This is a genomic window from Methylobacterium sp. D48H (assembly GCF_053345715.1).
Genome location: NZ_JBKFAP010000010.1, coordinates 126,632 through 146,087, shown reverse-complemented (window position 1 = coordinate 146,087; position 19,456 = coordinate 126,632). Strand labels below are relative to the sequence as shown.

15 protein-coding genes are annotated in these 19,456 nt (G+C 72.3%); 6 read left to right on the top strand and 9 right to left on the bottom strand.

The window, feature by feature from the left end; genetic code table 11:
- The first annotated feature begins 76 nt into the window (after positions 1-76).
- Positions 77-1,003, top strand: a complete 927-nt coding sequence (locus tag ACLBX8_RS18130) for a LysR family transcriptional regulator (protein WP_447700741.1) — start codon at positions 77-79, stop codon at positions 1,001-1,003.
- A gap of 16 nt (positions 1,004-1,019) precedes the next feature.
- On the opposite strand, the gene ACLBX8_RS18125 is transcribed toward ACLBX8_RS18130, so the two are convergent.
- A complete protein-coding gene (locus ACLBX8_RS18125; protein WP_447700733.1) occupies positions 1,020-2,840 on the bottom strand; it encodes an amidohydrolase in 1,821 nt (606 codons plus the stop codon).
- A 319-nt stretch (positions 2,841-3,159) separates the two neighbouring features.
- Between ACLBX8_RS18125 and ACLBX8_RS18120 the strand changes: the two genes are divergently transcribed.
- Complete coding sequence (locus ACLBX8_RS18120) at positions 3,160-3,432, top strand: hypothetical protein (RefSeq protein ID WP_020094328.1); 273 nt, start codon at positions 3,160-3,162, stop codon at positions 3,430-3,432.
- A gap of 228 nt (positions 3,433-3,660) precedes the next feature.
- Here ACLBX8_RS18120 and ACLBX8_RS18115 read toward each other — a convergent pair whose 3' ends face one another.
- Positions 3,661-5,352 (bottom strand): methyl-accepting chemotaxis protein, encoded by a 1,692-nt coding sequence (locus ACLBX8_RS18115; RefSeq protein WP_447700732.1) that lies wholly within the window; start codon positions 5,350-5,352, stop codon positions 3,661-3,663.
- Positions 5,353-5,674: 322 nt separating this feature from the next.
- Positions 5,675-6,646, bottom strand: a complete 972-nt coding sequence (locus tag ACLBX8_RS18110) for a bifunctional helix-turn-helix transcriptional regulator/GNAT family N-acetyltransferase (protein ID WP_427510173.1) — start codon at positions 6,644-6,646, stop codon at positions 5,675-5,677.
- 226 nt (positions 6,647-6,872) lie between these two features.
- Between ACLBX8_RS18110 and ACLBX8_RS18105 the strand changes: the two genes are divergently transcribed.
- Positions 6,873-7,808: a helix-turn-helix domain-containing protein gene (locus tag ACLBX8_RS18105; RefSeq protein WP_447700731.1), complete on the top strand. Its 936-nt coding sequence runs from the start codon at positions 6,873-6,875 to the stop codon at positions 7,806-7,808.
- Between the two features lie 87 nt (positions 7,809-7,895).
- Here ACLBX8_RS18105 and ACLBX8_RS18100 read toward each other — a convergent pair whose 3' ends face one another.
- From ACLBX8_RS18100 to ACLBX8_RS18085, 4 genes are all read right to left on the bottom strand, one after another.
- Positions 7,896-9,920, bottom strand: a complete 2,025-nt coding sequence (locus ACLBX8_RS18100; RefSeq protein ID WP_447700740.1) for a TonB-dependent receptor — start codon at positions 9,918-9,920, stop codon at positions 7,896-7,898.
- A 336-nt stretch (positions 9,921-10,256) separates the two neighbouring features.
- Entirely contained in the window at positions 10,257-10,703 is a 447-nt protein-coding gene (gene nikR / locus ACLBX8_RS18095) for a nickel-responsive transcriptional regulator NikR (RefSeq protein WP_447682426.1), read from the bottom strand.
- 350 nt (positions 10,704-11,053) lie between these two features.
- A complete protein-coding gene (locus ACLBX8_RS18090; RefSeq protein ID WP_447700730.1) occupies positions 11,054-12,673 on the bottom strand; it encodes a PepSY-associated TM helix domain-containing protein in 1,620 nt (539 codons plus the stop codon).
- Positions 12,674-12,683: 10 nt separating this feature from the next.
- Positions 12,684-15,056: a TonB-dependent siderophore receptor gene (locus ACLBX8_RS18085; RefSeq protein ID WP_447715587.1), complete on the bottom strand. Its 2,373-nt coding sequence runs from the start codon at positions 15,054-15,056 to the stop codon at positions 12,684-12,686.
- A 322-nt stretch (positions 15,057-15,378) separates the two neighbouring features.
- On the opposite strand from ACLBX8_RS18085, the gene ACLBX8_RS18080 reads away from it, so the two are divergent.
- On the top strand, positions 15,379-16,203 hold the full coding sequence (locus tag ACLBX8_RS18080) for a 2-keto-4-pentenoate hydratase (protein ID WP_447700728.1): 825 nt from the start codon (positions 15,379-15,381) through the stop codon (positions 16,201-16,203).
- A 101-nt stretch (positions 16,204-16,304) separates the two neighbouring features.
- Positions 16,305-16,541, top strand: coding sequence for a hypothetical protein (locus ACLBX8_RS18075; RefSeq protein WP_056533491.1), 237 nt, complete (start codon positions 16,305-16,307; stop codon positions 16,539-16,541).
- A gap of 27 nt (positions 16,542-16,568) precedes the next feature.
- On the opposite strand, the gene ACLBX8_RS18070 is transcribed toward ACLBX8_RS18075, so the two are convergent.
- Together ACLBX8_RS18070 and ACLBX8_RS18065 are read right to left on the bottom strand one after the other, a co-directional pair.
- Positions 16,569-17,276 carry a response regulator gene (locus ACLBX8_RS18070; RefSeq protein ID WP_020094318.1) on the bottom strand — a complete coding sequence of 236 codons (708 nt, stop codon included), beginning with the start codon at positions 17,274-17,276 and terminating at the stop codon, positions 16,569-16,571.
- Positions 17,273-17,800 carry a MarR family winged helix-turn-helix transcriptional regulator gene (locus ACLBX8_RS18065; RefSeq protein ID WP_091682725.1) on the bottom strand — a complete coding sequence of 176 codons (528 nt, stop codon included), beginning with the start codon at positions 17,798-17,800 and terminating at the stop codon, positions 17,273-17,275. Before ACLBX8_RS18065 ends, ACLBX8_RS18070 begins: the two co-directional genes overlap by 4 nt.
- Before the next feature lie 215 nt (positions 17,801-18,015).
- On the opposite strand from ACLBX8_RS18065, the gene ACLBX8_RS18060 reads away from it, so the two are divergent.
- On the top strand, positions 18,016-19,383 hold the full coding sequence (locus tag ACLBX8_RS18060; protein WP_447700727.1) for an 8-oxoguanine deaminase: 1,368 nt from the start codon (positions 18,016-18,018) through the stop codon (positions 19,381-19,383).
- Positions 19,384-19,456 lie beyond the last annotated feature (73 nt).

Here is a 19,456-nt window from a genome sequence, read left to right as displayed (position 1 = left end):
CTGTATCGGGTCAGGAAACGGCGGAATACTTCATGACACAATTGAAAAGATCGGATTGCAGCGATAGCCTGAGATGATGGATCTGAATCTGCGGCAGGTGCGGGCCTTCGTGACCGTCGTCCAGGCCGGCAGCTTCACCCGCGCGGCCGCCCTGCTGAACCTGTCGCAGCCCGCCCTGACGGTTCAGATCCAGCGCCTGGAGGAGATGCTCGACGGGCGGCTCCTCGACCGGACCAGCCGCACCGTCGCGCCGACGCGGCTCGGCCGCGAGCTGCTGCCCGTGTTCGAGCGGGTGCTGCGCGACCTCGACGCCGTGGTGGTCGACACCCGCGACCTCGCGGCACGGCGCCACGGGGTCGTGCGCGTCGCGACGCTGCCGTCCTTCGCGGCGAGCGTGCTGTCCGACGCGATCGTCCGCTTCCGCGCCGAGCACCCCGCCGTGACGTTTCGGATCAAGGACGTCATCGCGCAGCGGGTGCTCGACCTCGTGCGCGACGAGGAGGCGGATCTCGGCATCGTCGGCGGCGACGTCCGCGATCCGGAGATCGGCGTCCTGCACCGGACGCGCGACGCCCTGCACGTGATCTATCCCGCCGATCACCCGATCGGCGCGCTGCCCCAGGTCACGATCGCGGCGCTCGCCGAGCACCCCCTGATCCTGATGGACCCGGCCACGAGCGTGCGGGCGGTGGTCGACCGCGCCTTCGTTGGCTCGGGCCGCCTGCCCCGCGTGGCCTGCGAGGCCACCTACATGATGACCGCCGTCAGCATGGTCCGGGCCGGCCTCGGCCTGACGATCCTCCCGGGCGCGGCGCGGGAGATCCGGGCCGAGCCCCTGCTCCGTTCGCGGCCGATCGACGACCCGCTGTTCGAGCGTCCGGTCTGCCTGATCAAGAAGGCCGGGCGGACGATGCCGCCTGCGGCCGAGGCGTTCTGCCGGTTGGTGGCGGACCGGCTCGCGGATCCGGGCGGGACGGCCGCCGGCGCCGCGCCGGGCCCCTGACCGGTCGGCCAGCTCCTCAGGCCCGGTGCCGCACGACGCCGTCCATCATGGTCAGGGCGACCTTGGTCCGGTGGATCTCGTGCGGATCGATCGTCAGGATGTTGCGGTCGAGGACGATCAGGTCGGCGCGCTTGCCCACCTCCACCGACCCGATCCTGTCGTCCATGCGGAGCTGGTAGGCGGCGCCCATCGTGTTGGCGTGGATCGCCTCCGCGACCGTCAGGCGCTCGTCGGCGGGGCTCAGCACGGGCGCGTCCGGCCGGCCGACCAGCTGCCGCGTCACGCCGACCTGGATCGACGTGAGGGGCTCGTAGGTCGAGACGTAGCCGGCAGCCGGCCAGTCCGTGCCGAAGGAGACCCGCCCGCCCTGCTTCAGGATCGTCCTGGTCCGGTACATCCGGCTGGCGCGGTGCGCGCCGTAGCGCGCCATCATGTTCTGCAGCGTGTCGGGGTCGGCCGACGACCAGTTGGCCGAGAACTGCGCGGTCACGCCGAGCCGGGCGAAGCGGGGCGCGTCGCTGTCCTCGACATAGACCAAGTGGGCGATGGCGTGCCGCCGGTCGCGGGCCGGGTTGTTCGCCACGGCCTTCTCGATCGCGTCGAGGGCGACGCGGGCGGTCCGCTCGCCGCAGGCGTGGACGTGGACGTCGAAGCCCGCCGCGTCGACCGCGCCGACGAGGTCGTGCCACTGCGCCTCGGTGAAGGGCGACCCTCCGGTCGAGTCGGGCAGGTCGGCGTAGGGCTCGATCAGCCACGCCGTGTAGCCGCCCTGCGAGCCGTCGCCGACGATCTTCACGATGTCGACGTGCACGAGCTCGCCGGAGACCTGCCGACGCACGGCGTTGAACTGCTCGACCGTGTCGTCGATCGGCAGCGACTTCACCGAGTAGGAGGCGGAGACGCGGAACGGCAGCGTGCCGCGCTTCTCGGCCTCCACGTAGAGCGCGATGATGGCGGCCTGATCGCTGCCGACGGGCGGGACGCCCGCGTCGAAGACCGTGGTGATGCCGGCGGCCGCGGCCTTGGGCAGCCAGCCCTCCAGCAGGCTGCCCATGGCGGCGACGCTGATGGGTTCCACGGCGTTGACCAGCCCGAGGACCGCGTTGACCTCGAGCACGTAGCCGGTGGGGTCGCCCTTCTGGTCGCGCGCGTAGTAGCTGAAGCGCGGGATCGGGTCGGGCGTGTCCCGGTCGACGCCGGCCATCGCCAGCGCCTTGGAATTGGCCCACAGGCTATGCCCGTCGATGGCGAAGAAGAAGGCCGGCCGGTCCGGCAGGATGGCGTCGAGTTCGGCCCGGTTGGGGCCCTCCGGGGGAAACATGTCGACGCGCCACCCGAAGCCGCGGATCGGCCCGGTCGGATGCGCCTTCGCGTAGGCCTCGATGGCCGCGAGGACCTGGTCGAGGTTCTCGCGCTGCAGGTCGACCCCAGACGTCAGGAACGCGCCGAGGAAGGGGTGGGTGTGGCCCTCGACGAAGCCGGGCATCAGCAGCCGGCCCTGGAGATCCACCACCTGCGTGGCCGGGCCGGCCAGCGCCAGCGCGCCGGCCGCGTCACCGACATGGACGATGGTGTTGCCGCGCACCGCGACCGCCTCGGCCCAGGGGGCCGGCCCCGCTACCGTGTAGACCGGGCCGTTGTGGAACACGACGTCGGCGGGCCCCGCCGCGGCCGCGCGACCGCTCCCCGGTTCGGCGCGGGCGCCCGTCGGGACGAGGTCCAGCGCGAGCGCCGTCGCGGTGATGGCCGCGCCCGACCGCAGCACCGCGCGCCGATTGACGGCGCGCCCGCCCCCGAAGGCCTGGAAATGGGGCGCCCAGTCACACGCGACGCACATGCGAGGCTCCCTGTTCCCGGATCCGCTCCCGACGGGACCCGATCCCGCTCTTGTAAAGACTTAGCTAATATTTATTAGCGATCGACTAAGATCCGACTGGATAGATTTCGCCCGATGATCGCGCGATAGGATCGGACCGACCGGGCCGGCAGCCGAACCGGTCCGCCAAGCGATCGCTCCGAGCGCAGTCGGGACTCTATCGGCCAGTCGGATTACGGTGGATAGTGGAGCCATCCGGCTCACGACTGGACGAAGGCGGTTTCGGGAGGCGACGGATACTGCCAAGCTGTTTCACGCGCGCTCGACGACGGGAGGTACGATGACCCGAACCCTCTTCCGCTCCGCGGGCCTGGCCCTGCTGAGCCTGGCCGTCCCGGCCACCCTCGCGGCCCAGGGCCTAGCGCCCGACCAGACCGGCACGGGTGGCGGCCCGGCCACGACGATCACGGCGCCGAACACCAACAGCCTCGGCGTGACCAAACCCCCCGGCACGTCCCTCGGTCCGGGCGAGGTGCCGCCGCGCGCCGTGCAGGAGCACGAGCGCGCCCGGCTCAACAAGATCGAGCGCAGCATCTGCGACGGCTGCAACTGAGCGCGGGCGGGGCTGCCCGATCCCCGGGCCGACCGGCGCGTCGACCCGCGGGGCCTCACGCGGGCGGCGGTCCCGGTCGTTGTGCACCGTTCCGGAATATAGATCCGGGAGACAGACGCTCCGGCGGGGCAGCCACGCCATGCCCCCTCTACCGTGCGGGAGAGGGGCCCGCACCGCGGACGGCACGGGCTCGGCGATTGCCCCGTCGCGCCTCGATCGGGCGCAGCTCTAGGCGGCCCGGACCTCGTCCAGGAAGCTGCGGACGGCCCGGCTGAGCCCGTCGGACCGGACCGCGAGGGTGCGCGCGGCGTCGAGAACCTGCGTCGCGGCCGATCCGGTCTCGCCGGCCCCCTCGCGCACCGATCCGATATGGCCCGTGACCTGCCGGGTCCCGTGCGCGGCCGCCTGGACGTTCCGCGCGATCTCGCGCGTGGCCGCGCCCTGCTCCTCGATCGCCGAGGCGATGTGGGTGGCGATGCCCGACATGTCGTCGATCGTGCGGCTCACGCCGTGGACCGCCTCCACCGCGCCCCGCGTGGCGGACTGGATCGCGCCGATCCGGGCGGAGATCTCCTGGGTCGCCCGGGCCGTCTGCTCGGCCAGCGTCTTGACCTCGGCGGCCACCACCGCGAAGCCGCGGCCGGCCTCGCCGGCGCGCGCCGCCTCGATGGTGGCGTTGAGGGCGAGCAGGTTGGTCTGGCTCGCCACGCCCGAGATCAGGCCGGCCGCCGCGCCGATCCGGTCGGCGCTGTCGGACAGCTCCCGGATGATGGTGCCGGTCTCCTGCGCGCGGGCGATGGCCGAGGCGGCGATCTCGACCGAATGGGTCACCTGCCCGCTGATCTCCTGCACGGAGGCCGCCATCTCCTCGGTCGCGCTCGCGACCTGCTGGACGTTACCGGAGGTCTGCTCGGCGGCGACCGAGACGCTCGCCGCGAGGGTGTTGGTCTGCGCGGCGATCTCGGTCATCGAGGCGGCGGTCGCCTCCATCTCGGTGGCGGCGGCGGTCAGCTCGTCCGTGAGCGCCCCGGCCTCCCGCTCGAAACCGCGGGTGATGCGGTCGAGCAGCTCGGCGCGGCGCATCTTGGCGGCGTCGGCCTCGGCCTGGAGGGCGGCCAGCCGCCGCGCCTCGATCCCCGAATCCTTGAAGACCTGCACGGCGTCGGCGATCTGGCCGATCTCGTTCCGCTCGCCCTGGTGCGGGATCGCGACCGCGAGGTCCCCGGCCGCCAGCCGCCGCATCGGTTCCAGCACGGCGCGGACACTGGCGGCGATGCTCCGCACGATCAGCGCACCGAGCGCGGTCGCGAGCACGAGGGCGATGGCGCCGATCGCCAGCATGAGCCGCTTCGCGCCGGAGGCGGCGGCCGCTCCCTGGGCGATCGCCGTCTCGCCGCTGGCGTTGTTGAGCGCCACGATCTCCTCGAGCGCCTGGGAGGCCGCCTTGATGTGGGGGCGGACGCCGACCAAGCTCTCGCGTAGCGCCAGATCCTTGCGGCCCGTCCGCGAGTATTCCAGCACGGCCGGGATCGCCGCGAGGTAGCTCTTCCATTCCCGGTCGAACACGTCGAAGAGCGCGCGCTCCTTCGGACCGTCGATCAGCGGCGCGTAGTTGCGCATCGCCGCGGCCACCGCCTCCGTCTTCTTCGCCAGGGCCGCCTCCTCGGCCCGCATGTGGGCGGCCTCGGGATAGAGGATGTGGTTCACGACGCTGACGCGCACGTCGATCACGTTGCCGCGCAGCTCGCCGGCGTAGCGCACGCTGGGCAGGGTGCCGTTGCCGAGGCGGATCTGGTCCTCGGCGAGATCGCCGACGGCGTGCAGGCCCACGCCGCCGACGAGGAGCAGACAGACGATGAGCAGCCCGAGTGCTCCGACCAGCCGGTGCTGGATCGAGAGTTTCGCGAACCAAGCTTTCATTGTCCGAGCGCAGCTCCAGAGCGGGGCCACCAAGATGGAAGCGCGACGATAAGATTCCGTTACGGGATCTGTTGCTGATGCTCTCACAAGCAGATCGCCCAAATCAATTTTCAGTTGAACTCTTCGCGCCCATCATTTTGTCTGTCCGCGCATCGTCACTGCTGAACGAGATCTGACGCAGAGCTCGCGGCTATCCTCCGCGGATGGGAGCGGCTCGCTGCGGCGCCGCGCGGGCCCGCGCACGGCCGGGATCCGCGCTTCGTCGCCGCGCCGGGCGGCACGACCGGGAACGGGTCGCCCTCGGCGCGTCGTGCGCGCGGCGTCACAGGGGATAGCGCATGGCCACATTGCAGCGGGCATAGCGCCGGCCGAACCGGTCCATGATCTCCGGGTCGTGCCGGAACCCGACCTTCTCGTACAGGTGCACGGCGGCCGCGCACTTGGTGTTGGTCAGCAGGTAGAGCGTCTCGATCTCCATGGCCGCGGCGCGGGCCAGCACCGCCCGCAGCAGGTGCTCGCCGGCCTTGCGGCCCCGGGCCCGCGCGGACACGGCCATCTTGGTCAGCTCGTAGCAGCCCGCCTCCGTCCGCATCAGCGCGCAGGTGCCGACGATCCCGAGATCCGCCGACTCAACGAACAGGATGAGCCCGCCGCGGTCCAGGATCTCGCCGCGGGGATCGGACAGGATCCGGCGGTCGTTCTCCTCCAGCGCGAACATCGCCTCGATCCACTCGGCGTTGATGTCGCGGAAGCGGTCCGCCAGCGCGTCCGTGTAGTCCCGGATCGTCAGGCCCGTCGCGGCGTCGCCGGCCGCGCCGTCCTGGCGGATGCGGGCCGCGAACGGGACGGCGTCGAGCCTGCGCTCCAGGGCGGCGACCTGGTCCAGCAGGGGGCCCGACAGGCCGGCACACAGGCTCGCGACGGCCCTGTCGACGCGCGGCCAGAGCGCGTCCTTGGCGCGCGCCATCAGGGCCTCGCCCGCACCGCTGAGCGACAGCGCCTTCTGGCGAAGGTCCGCGTCCGACCGCGCCTCTTCGAGCAAGCCGAGCGCGACGAGGCTCGCCGCCGTGCGCGTGGCCGCCGGCTGGCTGACGCCGAGGGCGGCGGCGGCGTCGCCGATGGTCAGCGGCCCGTAGCGGTCGATGGCGGCGAGGAGCGGGAACTGGGCCGGCTGGATGCCGAGCCCCTCGTCCCGCAGGATCCGGGCGGCGTCGGCCTGGAAGCGGTCGGCGAGGCGCTTGAGGCGGCTGCCCAGGAACAGCGGCCCGAGTTCGTCGAGGATGTCTGCCGGCATGTCGGTCCTCCCGACACGATTTATATAACGCGTTATGCTTTACGCAAGTCCTCTTAATTCGAAGGTCGGCGCATCGCGGCACTGCCGCGATGGGACGATGGCTCAGCGGTATAGCCAGTCGCCCCTCCGGAAGCGATCGCGTCAGATCGTAGATTGTGTCCCGTGCGCACTGGTCGATCGCGCAACGTAAGGTAAAATCACTCAACCCTCGCTCATCGGTCCCGCCGTGAACGTCGTACCCCGTTCCCTCTTCACGACGGATGCCCTGCCGGAGCGCGACCGCTTCGCCGCGTGGCGCGCGCTGTTCGCAGCCCACGACCTCGATGCCGATCCGCACGGCTTCTCGGGCCGGATCGAGACGACGCTGATCGGCCCGATGGCCCTGCGCGTCATGAGCGCCGCACCGCAGGCGCCGGCCCGATCCCGCTCCCGGATCCGGCGCGACGGTCAGGACGGGTTCGTCCTGCACCTCAGCCGGCACGCCTACAGCGTCGAGACCGAACGGGGCGTGGCGGAGGTTCCGGCGGGCGCGGTCAGCCTCAACGACCTGTCGCAGCCGTACCGCCGCAGCCGGGTGCCGGAGACGGACTCGCTGATCCTGGCCGTCCCGCGCGCCTCCATCGCCACCGTGCTGCCGGACGAGGACGCGATGCACGGGCTGATCCTGACCGGCGGCGCGGGCCGCCTGCTCGCCGACCATATCCGGAGCCTGGCCGCGCATAGCGGCGCGATCACCGCGACCGACGCCGCCCCGATCGCGCAGGCCACGCTCCACATGGTCGCGGCCTGCGCGCGCCCGAGCCTGGAGGGAGCGGCCCGCGCGGCCGCGCCGCTCGAGGCCGCCCGGCTCAGGACCGCGAAGCGGCTCATCCGCGGCCAGCTCGACACGCCGCCCCGGATCGACGCGATCGCGCGGGCGCTCGGCATATCGCGCTCCCAGCTCTACCGCCTGTTCGAGCCGGAAGGTGGGGTGGCGCGTTACCGCGCGCGGCAGCGCCTCGCGGCCGTGCGGGCCGCCCTCGACAATCCGCTGGAGCCGCGGTCGATCGGCGCGATCGGGGAGGCCTACGGCTTCGGGAGCGGCGCCCAGCTCAGTCGCGCGTTCCGGGAGACCTACGGCCTGACCCCGCGCGACTACCGGGTCTCGCGCAGCGGCGGCTGACGCGACCGGGACGCCGGGACGAAGTCCGTCACGGCGTGGGTCTGCCGCGAGGGGGGCGGGACCCGCGTGTCGTCGTGGCGCCGGCGGTCAGAACCGCCCGGCGATCGTCAGGCGCACGGCCGTGGGCTCCACCGGGTGGAAGACGCGGTCGATCAGCCCCTCGGCGGGCTCGCCCGGAAGGCGCGAGACGTAGGCGTAGGTGATCTGGTCGGCCTTGCTGTTCGTCAGGTTGAGCACGTCCAGCGAGACGCTCACCCCGGTGTCGAACAGGTAGCCGATGCGGCCGTTGAGCAGGGCGGTCGCCCGGGAGCGGATCGCGTTGTCCTCGATGAGCGGGCGCGGCCCGAAATAGCGGACCCGCAGGCTCCCGAACCAGCCGAGGGGCTCGCCGAAGGTCACGCCCGCCGACGCGATGGTCGTGGGGGCCTCCGGCACCCGGTTGCCCGCCGGGTCGTAGCTGGAGAACCGGGCGTTGGTGATCGTCAGATCCCCGTCCAGGGACAGCCACGGCGTCACCGCGTAGCGGTTCGTCCACTCGACGCCGAACCGGCGGGTCGGGCGGCTCGGCTCCGTGGTGCCGGTGTCGCCCTGGAAGATGTTCTCCGAGGCGAAGTCGAGCCGGAACAGCGCGAGGCTCGTCTCCAGTCCGGCGATCGACCGGTTGCGCAGGCCCAGCTCGTAGCCCGTGGAGGGCACCAGGAAGGGCGACCGGGTGATGTTGAACAGGGGGCTCGCGGGATCGACCGTGGCGGTGACGCCGCGCGCGTCGTTCGAGTGGAAGCCGCCGCCGTAATTCACGTAGATCTCGGTGTCGGACCACGGTCCGAGCACGAGGCCGAGCTTCGGGTTGACGATGCCGTCGGTGGCCCGTCCCGAGTTCGCCGGCGTGTCCGAGCGGACGTCGGCGTAGTAGCCGTCTGCCCGCACGCCGACGCTCGTGCGCAGCCACTCGGTCCAGCGCACCCGCGTGTCGAGGTAGAGGGCGCCGCTCGATTCCAGCACGCGGTCGTCGAGCACGGTCGAGCGGTACTGGCGGAAGGCGGTGTTGAACAGGCCGACGCGGATCGAGTCCGTCCGCGTCTGGGCGCCGACCTCGACCTCCAGCGGCCGGCCGAACAGGTCGCCCTGGAAGATGTGCAGCACCTCGCCGCCGCCGAGGACGCGCTGGTCGAGCTGGTGGAACTGGTCGCCGCCGACGGGATCGTTGAGGAAGTAGGTGAAGTCGTTGAACAGGTTCATCTGGTAGCGGATCACGTAGGCCGAGGCCCGGGTGATGCCGGTGTCGTCCGTCGCGCTGAACCGCCCCGACAGGGAGAAGCGGGCGGTGTCGCCGCCATCCTTGGGGTTGAGGGTGCCGTAGCGGCCGATCAGCCCCGCGCCGACGGCCCGCTCCGGGATCTGGTTGGTGGCCGTCCAGCGGGACGCGTAGGCCATGCCGGTGACCGCGAACCCGTCCAGCGCCGTGCCCTGGCTGTAGCGGGCGACGCCGTTGAGCTTGCGCAGCGCGTCCGGGACGGTCCACGGCCCGTCGTAGACCTGCGCCTCGCCGGCCACCAGCAGGGTGCCCTCGCCCAGCGGGGCCGAGGCGATCGACAGGGCCCGCTTGTAGCCGAAGCTGCCGATCGAGGTCAGCGCGAGATTCTCCCGCACGGTGTCGAGATAGTCGATGCGCACCGAGCCCGCGGAGGCGAAGTCGCCGTCGCGCACGAAGTACGGCCCCTTGTGGTACTCCACCGCGCCGACGAGTTCGGGGATGAGGAAGTTGAGGTCGGCGTAGCCCTGGCCGTGGGCGTGGGTGCGCATGTTGACCGGCATGCCGTCGACGCTGATGGCGATGTCGGTCCCGTGGTCGAGGTTGAAGCCGCGCAGGAAGTACTGGTTGGCCTTCCCCTCCCCGCTGTGCTGGGTGGCGATCAGGCCCGGCACTGCCTCCAGCACCTCGCCGGGCCGCGTGACCGGGCGGGCGTTGAGGACCGCCCCGCCGATGAGGCCGGCGCTGGCCGCGTCGACGCTCAGCAGGGCGCCGCCGATCCCGGTGACGCCGCCGACATAGCCCGCGCTGGCGCCGGGCCCGTCCGTCGCGGGGATGACTGGAGGCGCCGCGGGGACCACCGAGATCTCGGACAGGGTGACGGCCGACGGTGTCGGGGCGCCCTCAGGCGCCGCCCAGCCGCGCCCGGCGGTCGCGACGACGAGGCCGCCCGCGGCAAGCAGCCGGGTCACGGCGCGGAGGCCGGGGGCGGCAGGCCGGTGGCGGCAGACAGGACGGGAAGTCGAGCGGGAAGTCGGGCGGGACACCGGCAGACCGGGCGAGGCGTGGCGATCCCCGGACTCTCGCACGCCGCCCGTATGATAAACATATGAAAAAGTCATACGGGCGGATTAGGCCGGCCGTGTTGCGCGTGGGGCGCAGTCGACGGGGCGCCGGATCGCGGGCGGGGGGCGCCCTCACCCCGGGCCGTCGTCGCCGTGGCCCGGATGGGCGTGGGCGTCGTCACCCTCCGGGATGAGGTGCAGGTGACCGTAGCGGACGCCGCGCTGCGTGACGACGGCGTCGGCGTAGCTCTGCATCCGGGCCACCGGCCCGCGCAGGACCGCCACCTCGAGGCACGCGTCGTGGGTCAGGTGCACGTGCAGGCTGGCGATCGAGACGCCGTGCTCATGCCCCTCGCCGGTCAGCCGGCGGGCCAGGTCGCGGGTGCCGTGGCTGTAGACGTAGCTCAGCGCCCCGTAGCAGGCCGCCGATCCGTCGGGCTCCGCGGCGCGGACCGGCGCCAGGGCGTCGCGGACGATGTCGCGCACCGCCTCCGAGCGGCTGCCGTAGCCGCGCCGCGCGCAGAGGTCGTCGACCGCCGTCAGCAGGGCGTCGTCGATGGTGATGGTGATGCGCTGCATGCCCGTCCTGCCGCTCCCGTGGCCTTCTGGTACGGGGACGCGGGGCCTGTGAACAGCCGCCGGGCCCGCATCGCCCGGCGCGGCAGAAAAAGAGCCCCGAGGGCCGCGCCTCGAGGCTCAAGTTCTGGGTCTCGGGGACATGTCCAGCGTGCGCTTGGGATGGACCGCGCTGGAACGCCTGGGCCGAAGGATCAAGGGCGTGAAAATCGACGACACAGGCGCGACCGGCTGGCATGCCGGCCGAACCATTCTGCACAGATACAGTCGACGCGCATCCGATATATGTCAGGCTTCGGGAATTATTTTGAATTAATTCGCCGCACTGGGTTCAATATACCAGTTTAATTTTATCATATCGGCTCCCGATCTCCCGGTACCGGCATGCCGGGCCGGGCCTGGTCCCGCCGCGCGTGCCCCGCGATCGAGAGCCCGGCGGCCTTCGCGGGGCCGCGGGACGCTCCGCCGCGCCGCGCGATCGTGCGGACCGCGAGCAGGAAGAGGGCGGCGAGGGCCAGCATCGCGCCGTCGAAGGCGAGGAAGACCGGCTCGACCGGCGCGTCGCCGCCGAGCCGGAGCGCGACGAGGCGCCCGACATCCGCGGCCGCGACGGCGCCGTACAACGCGGCCGCCGCCGTCAGCGTCTCCGGCCAGACCCGCCCGGCCGGGCGCAGGAGCGCCGCCACGGCGACGAGCAGCCAGACGGCGAAGAAGGCCCCGACCTCCCACTCCGCCCGCGCGGGCAGCGCGGCGGGGAGCAGCCGGTTGGCCAGGAAATAGGCGGCGACGGCCGCGGGCAGGCCGGCGATCGTCGCGACATTCAGGCCCTGGACGAGGCGCAGGCCGAAGCCCCGGGGCGCGTCCCCCTTGGGCAGGCGCGCCACCGCCCAGAGCAGCAGCCCGGTCGCCACCATGGCGCTGCCGGCGAGGCCGCACAGGAAGAACAGCACCCGCAGGGCCGGGCCGGCGAAGTGCGCCTCGTGCAGGCCGACCATCGCGGTGAACGTCTTGGTCGCCGGCCGCAGGCCGCCCGCGCGCACCTCCAGGACCGCGCCCGTCACGCCGTCGAAGGCGATCTGCGGGTGCTCGTGGGAGAGGCCGTGCGGCTCCTCGAACACCGCCACCACGGTGGCGCGCGCGTCCGCCGGGTTGACCACCGTGATCCGCTCCAGGGGTTCCGGCCGCATCGCCAGGGCGCGGACCACCAGCGGCCCGACCGGCACGAGCGTGCCGGGCTGGCCGGCGGGCGGGCGCGGCGCGGTGATCTGGCCGGACTCGGCGAAGTAGCGCTGGCTGTCGCCGCGATAGGCCGTGTTCAGGCCCCAGGGCACGTACATCACCATGAGGGTGGCGAGGCCGGTATAGGTGATCATCAGGTGGAACGGCAGGGCGAGCACGCCCGTGACGTTGTGCGCGTCGAGCCAGCCCCGCTGGGCGGACTTGTCCCGCCGGAAGGTGAAGAAGTCGGCGAAGATGCGCCGGTGGGTGACGATCCCTGAGATCAGCGCCACCAGCATGATCATCGCGCAGGCGCCGACGATCCAGCGGCCCCAGAGCGGCGGCAGATTCAGCTCGAAGTGGAAGCGGTAGAGGAAGTCGCCGCCGCGCGTCGCCCGCACCGCCGCCGGCGCGCCGCTGTCGGGATCCAGGAGGACGTGGCCGGGCGGGCGGCCCGGGCCCGTCCGCCAGAACAGCTCCAGCACCGGCCGGTCCGGCCGCGGCAGCGCGAGGAACCACGTCCGCGCGCCGCCCGCATGGGCCTGCAGGTGGGCGACGCCGCGCTCGGCCGCCGCCGCGAGCTCCGCCGGCCCGAAGGTCCGGTCGGTGCGGAGCTCGGGGCGCATCCACTGCGAGATCTCGGGCCGGTAGTAGCTCGCCGTGCCCGTCACGAAGACGGCGAACAGCACCCAGCCGACGACGAGGCCCGACCAGGCGTGGAGCCACGCCATCGACTGCCGGAAGGTCTTGCCCACGGCGGCCGCCTCACCAGCGGTAGCGCAGGGTCGCGTAGACCGTGCGCGGCAGGCCGTAATAGCAACCCGAGTAGGTGAAGCAGCCGGTCACGTAGCGCTCGTCGAGCAGGTTCTGCACGTTGATCTGCGCGCTGAGGCCGGCGAGCCGCGGGTCGAGGTGCTTCATGTCGTAGGAGGCGACGGCGTCGACCAGCACGCTCTCGGGCACCTGGAACGTGTTGGCGGGATCGCCCCAGGACGGGCCGAGGTAGCGCACGCCGCCGCCGAGGCCGAGGCCGATGAGCGGGCCGTCGGTGAAGCGGTAGTCGACGAACAGCGAGGCCGTCGTGTCCGGCACCTGCACCGGCCGCAGGCCCTGGAGCGGCACCTGCCGGCGGGTCAGGTCGTTCGTGGTGAAGCCGGTGTCGCGGACGTTGCGGATGTCGAGGAGCGAGAAGCCGCCGATCAGGCTGAGGCCCTCGGCGAGGGTGGCCCGCGCCTCGAACTCGACGCCCTGCACGCCGACCTCGCCGGTCTGCACGACGAAGCCGGGATTGACCGGGTCGGTGGTGGTGGCGTTCGAGCGGCGGATGTCGAAGAACGCGGTGGTCAGCAGGATGTCGGTGCCGGGCGGCTGGTACTTGATGCCGGCCTCGTACTGGTTGCTGGCGATCGGGACGGGGATGCGCCCGGCCGAGCCGAAGGCCGCGTCGAAGATCCGCCCGTTGACGATCGGCTCGAACGCCTCGCTGTAGGAGACGTACGGGGCGACGCCGCTGTCGAACAGGTAGAGCAGGCTGGCGCGGCCGGTGAAGGCCTCGGCCGGGACGTCCTGGATGGTCAGCCCGTTCGGCGCGAAGGTGCGGGTCGGGCCGGTCTGCCGGGCGGTGTCGTAGCGGCCGCCGAGCGTCAGGATGAAGCGGTCGAACTTCGCCTGATCCTGGAAGTACACGCCGGTCTGCTGCGCGTCGATCCGCGAGGTCGACGTGAAGGCGGGGAACCGGATCGGCAGGTCGTGGTCGGGGGCGAGGGCGTTCAGGCTCGTCGTCGCCGGGAACGGGCCGGTGACGGACCGCGTGCTGAAGGTCCGGTGGTCGACGCCGAGCAGCGCCGTGTGGGCGATCGGGCCGGTGTCGAAATCGGCGATGAAGTTGTTGTCCATCGTGTAGGCTTCGATGTCGACCTGGGTGCCGCCGACCGACCGGCCGATGATCGGGCCGCTCGTGTACGGGCCGTTGACGTCGCCGAAGGTCGTGAACACGCTGCGGTAGTCGCCGTTCGAGCGCAGATAGCGGCCGGCCGAGTGGAAGCGCAGGTTCTCGGTGATCCGGTGGTCGAACAGGTACTCGACGGAGGCCTGCGTGCGGTCGGAGCGCTCGATATTGCGGTCGCCGTCGTAGAAGTTCACCGGCAGCCGGCCGAAGACGCCGCTGCCGAAATTGCGCGGGAACACCGTGCCGACGGCCGGGAAGCCGCCGTAGAAGCCCGAGAACGGGTCGCGCTGGTAGTTGGCGATGACCGTGAGCGAGGTGTCGGCGGAGGGCCGCCACGTGAGGCTCGGGTTGATGAAGGCGCGCTCGACCTTGGTGGTCACGGCCGGGCCGTCGCCGTTCCAGCCGAGGCCGATGACCCGGTAGGCGAACTGGTCGGCGAGACCCGGGATGTCGGACGCGATCGGGCCGCCGACGTCGAAGCCGCCGCGGACCTCGCTGAAGCCGCCGCCCTGGACGAAGATCTCGCCGTGGCGGACGAATTGCGGGACCTTCGAGACTAGGTTGACGAGGCCGCCCGGACCGGACTGCCCGTAGAGGACCGAGGCCGGCCCCTTGATGATGTCGACCCGCTCCAGGCGGTAGGGATCGACGCTGGGGAAAGCGTCGCGGTTACCGGGCAGCGCCATGTTGTCGAGGAAGATCGGCGCGGTGAAGCCGCGGATGTAGAACTGCTCCAGGCGCGTCGAGCCGGCGCCGCCCCGCTGCTCGGTGGTGACGCTCGGCGTGAAGCGCAGCGCCTGGTTGATGGTCAGGGCGTTCTGATCCTCGATCTGCTGGCGCCCGATGACCGAGACCGACTGCGCCGTCTCCAGGATCGGCGTGTCGGTCTTCGTGCCGACCGTGCTGCGGCTGGCGACGTAGCCGGGCACCGGCCCGGTCGCCCCGCCGCGCCCGTACAGATCGCTGTTCAGGCTGCGCGCGCGCGCCTCGCCACTCACGCTGAGTTCGGACAGCTCGATCTCCGTGGCGGGCGCCGGCTGGACGGGCGCGGGCTGGGCGAGCGCGGGCTGGGCGAGCGCGGCCGCCCCGAGCGTGAGTATAGATGTCGACGATACAAACCCGATCCGGAGCAGCCTCTCCGCGCGATCGAACGCGCGCGACGCGGCCCGTTCATTGACATATCTCGACATTATACCGACTCTAAACAGGAATTACTGGGCGAAGATACGCACCGATGCCCAGCTATCACGGATCCGTGAGCAGTATGTGCCTCCGATGACACATCTTTAAGAAACGTATTTTGGTATTCCTCTAATGAAAATATGCTGCGGGCGGCCGAGCCGGGAGCGAACGCCCCGGGCGCGCTCGGCGCGGGGGACGGGCCGGCGAGCGTCGGCGGCGCAGCGACAGAGCGCGCGTTCCCGGCGACGGTCACCTCGGGTAAGATCAGTCGGCCGCGATCGAGGCGGCCCGGCGCGGGTGCCGCCCCGTCGGCCCTCACGCCGTGCGCCGATGACCGAGCCGATCTCCGCCGCGGCCCATGCCCGCACGATCCTCTCCGCGCACGAGCATCGCCGCCCGATCGCGCCGCTGACCGACTGGGATCCGGCCCTCGACCTGCCGGCGGCCTACCGGGTGGCCGAGGCGGTCCGGGTCCTGCGCGCGGCGCGCGGCGAGCGGCCGGTCGGCTACAAGATCGGCTTCACCAACACGACCCTGTGGGAGCGCTACGGCGTCCGCGCGCCGATCTGGGGGCACGTCTACGACACGACCCTGCGCGACCGGGCCGCGCTGTCGGAACCGGTGCCGCTCGCCGCCTTCGTCGAGCCGCGGATCGAGCCGGAGATCGTGTTCGGGCTGGCGCGCGCGCCCGAGCCCGGCATGGATGCCGCAGCGCTGATCGCCTGCCTCGACTGGGCGGCGAGCGGCTTCGAGATCGTGCAGTCGCTCTATCCGGGCTGGCGCTTCGCGGCGCCCGACACCGTCGCGGCCTTCGGGCTGCACGGGCTGCTGGTGGTGGGCGAGCGGGTGCGGATCGCCGCTGACGCGCGATCGGCCTGGCTCGGCGAGCTCGCCGGCTTCACCGCCGAGCTGCTGCGGGACGGGGCCGTCGCGGACCGGGGCGGCGGCGGCTGCGTGCTCGGGACGGGGCCGCTCGCAGCCCTGGCCCACCTCGTCGATGCGCTGGCTAACGATCCGGTGGCCCCACCGCTCGACGCCGGGACTGTCGTCACGACGGGCACGCTGACGGACGCGCTGCCCGTCGCCTCCGGTCAGCGCTGGCGCACGCGCCTCGACGGGCTGCGGCTTCCCGGCATCGACCTTGCCCTGATCTGAGAGACCCGGCACGGGTTATCGTGCCGGGTGCGTGCGGTTTCCCGGCCGGCTCCGGGTCTCAGGCATTGGTGATGGTTAGCCGACATGCCAAATGCTGGACCATGCCTGGACGCCCGCGGCGACGCCACACGACCTTCCTCGTCTCCGTCACCGCGGAGGGCGCCGGCGCGGCGCCCGGCGCCACGGTCTACGCCGTGATGAAGCCCAGCGCCGAGGAGGCGCTGGAGGCCGTCCGCGCCCTCGCCGGCCCCTCGGCCAGCCTCGCGATCGTGGGGAGCCTGTCCACCCGGATCGCCAAGGCCCTCAAGCTGAAGCCCGACACGCCGCGGGTGGTCTGAGCCGCCCGGCGGCGGCCCGCGGGCAGCTCAATCCACCGCGAGCCGGTAGCCGACGCCCCGCACGGTCTGCAGGAAGACCGGGTTGGCGGGATCGACCTCGGTCTTGCGACGCAGGCGGTTGATCTGCACGTCGACGGTGCGCTCCGCCGCCGCGCCGCCCGGACCGGCGAGCTGCTCGCGCTCGACATTGGCGCCGCCCGCCGTCGCCAGGATCGTCAGGATCTCGCGCTCGCGCTCGGTGATGCGGATCAGCTCGTCGTCCCGGCGCAGCTCGCCCCGGTCGATCCGGAACGCGAAGGGCCCGAAGGTCACGGCCTCGGCGGAGGCCGCGCGGGGCCGCACGCTGCGCTTGATGATGTTGTTGAGCCGCAGCGTCAGCTCCCGCGGCTCGAACGGCTTCGGCAGGTAATCGTCCGCGCCGATCTCCAGCCCCATCACCCGGTCGTTCGGGTTGGAGCGGGCCGTGAGCATCAGGATCGGCACGCGCGAGGTCTCGCGGACGCTGCGCGCGTAGTCGAAGCCGTTCTCGCCGGGCATCATCACGTCGAGGACCATGGCGTCGAACACGACGCTCTGGGCCCGGGCCCGCGCCTCCGCGGCGCTCGCCGCCGCGGTGACCCGGAAGCCCTGGTCGGTGAGGTAGCGGGCGAGCAATTCGCGCAGGCGGCGGTCGTCGTCGACCACGAGGACGTGGGGCGCCTCGTCGGGCAGGTCGGACCGGGCGGCGTGGCTCACGCGGGCTCCTCCGCGTCGAGGCGCCCCTCGGCCCCGCCCCCGCGCCGCGCCATCAGGCGCTGGACCGCCGGCCGGTCCTCCGGCTCGATCATCGCCATCAGGAAGTCCTCCGGGGAGCCCCGGGCATCCGGCGCCGCGAGCGCCCGGGCGAGGCGGCGGGCCTGGACCCGCGTCAGGTCGGCCGCGAGCCCGGCGCCGGCCTCGGTGCAGTACAGGAGGCGCTGGCGCCGGTCGCTGGATCCGGGCTTCTGCGCGACGTAGCCCTGCCCGATCAGGTCCTTGAGCACCCGGTTCAGGCTCTGCTTGGTGATGCGCAGGATGTCGAGGAGCTCGGCGATCGTCAGGCCCGGGTACCGGTCGACGAAGTGCAGCACCCGGTGGTGGGCGCGGCCGAACCCGTAATCGGCCAGGATCCTGTCCGGATCGCCGACGAAGTCCCGGTAGGCGAAGAACAGGAGCTCGATCAGGTCGTCGCTGCCGAGGGCGGCCGGCGCGGCGCCCGGGACGGGTTTCGGCGCGAACATCTCCTCGCGCGGGGCTGTCCGTGTCACGGCGCGGCCGCTCCCAACGGGTGATAGGTCAGTCCCCATGACGTTTCTCAAGGCGGCCGGGGCCCGTCAACCCTGGCCGGGGCGGCCGGGGCGCCGACCGCCCCGGATCCTCAAGCGTGTACCCGCGGGATTGCCCCCGGTCCGACGCCTCCGCTACGCAGGCCCTCGGGCGACGGGAGCGGACGCGCATGGCCGAGGCAGGGGAACCGGGATCGGGACGCCTCTGGATCCGCGACCCGCGCGCCGTCCTGGCCGAGGGCGCCGGCGGCGGGATCGTGGTGGCGGGCACCCGGATCGTCGAGTGCGTGCCGGCGGGCGCGCGGCCCGCCGCGCCCGTGGACGCGACCTTCGACGCGTCGCGCCACGTGGTCATCCCGGGGCTGATCAACACCCACCACCACGCCTTCCAGACGCTGACCCGCGCCCATCCGCTGGCGCTCAACAAGCCGCTCTTCCCCTGGCTGGAGGCGCTCTACACGGTCTGGGGACGGATCACCCCGGAGGCGTTCCGGCTCGCCACGCGGGTCGCCTTCACCGAGCTGCTGCTCTCGGGCTGCACCACGGCGGGCGACCACCACTACCTGTTCCCGAAGGGCCTCGAGGCGTCGATGGACATCCAGGTCGCGGAGGCCCGCGACCTCGGGATCCGGGCCGCGCTCACCCGCGGATCCCTGAGCCTGTCGGACCGGGCGGGCGGCCTGTCGCCCGCGGCCCTGACCCAGGACGACGACGCGATCCTCTCGGACTGCGAGCGGGTGCTGAACCTGTTCCACGATCCCGCCTCCGGGGCGATGGTGCAGATCGCCCTCGCCCCCTGCTCGCCCTTCTCGGTGACCGAGCGCCTGATGCGCGCGAGCGCGGAGCTCGCCGCCCGCAGGGGGTGCCGGCTGCACACCCATCTCGGCGAGACGCGCGACGAGGAGGCCTATTGCCAGCAGATGTTCGGCTGCCGCCCGGTGGAGTACCTCGAAGAGGTCGGCTGGCTGAGCGACCGGGTCTGGCTCGCCCACGGCATCCACTTCACCGATGCCGAAGTCGCGCGGCTCGGCGCGGCCGGCGTCGGTGTCTGCCACTGCCCGACCTCGAACATGACCCTGGCCTCGGGCCGCTGCCGCACCTGCGAGTTGGAGGCGGCGGGCGCGCCCGTCGGCCTCGGCGTCGACGGCTCGGCCTCGAACGACAGCTCGAACCTGATGGAGGGGGTGCGCCACGCCCTCATGATCAACCGGCTCACCTACGGGGCGGAGGCCGTGACGCATCTCGACGCCCTGCGCTGGGCGACCGAGGGCTCGGCCGCCTGCCTCGGCCGCTCCGATATCGGCCGGATCGCGCCGGGCCGCGAGGCGGACCTCGCCCTGTTCACCCTGGACGAGCTGCGCTTCTCCGGCGCCCACGACCCGCTGGCGGCGCTCGTCCTGTGCGGCGCCACCCGGGCCGACCGGGTGATGGTCGCGGGGCGCTGGCGGGTGATCGACGGGCAGCCGCTCGGGGTCGATACCGGGATGCTGCGCGAGGCGCATTCCCGGTTGGCGGTGGACTTGTTCGGGGACGCGTAGGGGCGGCCCCTGATCCGACCCGCTCCGTCATCGCGAGCGCAGCGACCCAGGGCAGCGCGCGATCTCCGGATGC

Excerpts from the sequence above, each read along its gene's own strand:
- ACLBX8_RS18060 (WP_447700727.1), top strand. The coding sequence starts at position 18,016 with ATGGCCGAGGCAGGGGAACCGGGATCGGGACGCCTCTGGATCCGCGAC.
- ACLBX8_RS18125 (WP_447700733.1), bottom strand. The coding sequence starts at position 2,840 with ATGTGCGTCGCGTGTGACTGGGCGCCCCATTTCCAGGCCTTCGGGGGC.
- nikR (WP_447682426.1), bottom strand. The coding sequence starts at position 10,703 with ATGCAGCGCATCACCATCACCATCGACGACGCCCTGCTGACGGCGGTC.
- ACLBX8_RS18065 (WP_091682725.1), bottom strand. The coding sequence starts at position 17,800 with ATGTTCGCGCCGAAACCCGTCCCGGGCGCCGCGCCGGCCGCCCTCGGC.
- ACLBX8_RS18110 (WP_427510173.1), bottom strand. The coding sequence starts at position 6,646 with ATGCCGGCAGACATCCTCGACGAACTCGGGCCGCTGTTCCTGGGCAGC.
- ACLBX8_RS18120 (WP_020094328.1), top strand. The coding sequence starts at position 3,160 with ATGACCCGAACCCTCTTCCGCTCCGCGGGCCTGGCCCTGCTGAGCCTG.
- ACLBX8_RS18080 (WP_447700728.1), top strand. The coding sequence starts at position 15,379 with ATGACCGAGCCGATCTCCGCCGCGGCCCATGCCCGCACGATCCTCTCC.
- ACLBX8_RS18115 (WP_447700732.1), bottom strand. The coding sequence starts at position 5,352 with ATGAAAGCTTGGTTCGCGAAACTCTCGATCCAGCACCGGCTGGTCGGA.
- ACLBX8_RS18075 (WP_056533491.1), top strand. The coding sequence starts at position 16,305 with ATGCCTGGACGCCCGCGGCGACGCCACACGACCTTCCTCGTCTCCGTC.
- ACLBX8_RS18130 (WP_447700741.1), top strand. The coding sequence starts at position 77 with ATGGATCTGAATCTGCGGCAGGTGCGGGCCTTCGTGACCGTCGTCCAG.
- ACLBX8_RS18085 (WP_447715587.1), bottom strand. The coding sequence starts at position 15,056 with ATGTCGAGATATGTCAATGAACGGGCCGCGTCGCGCGCGTTCGATCGC.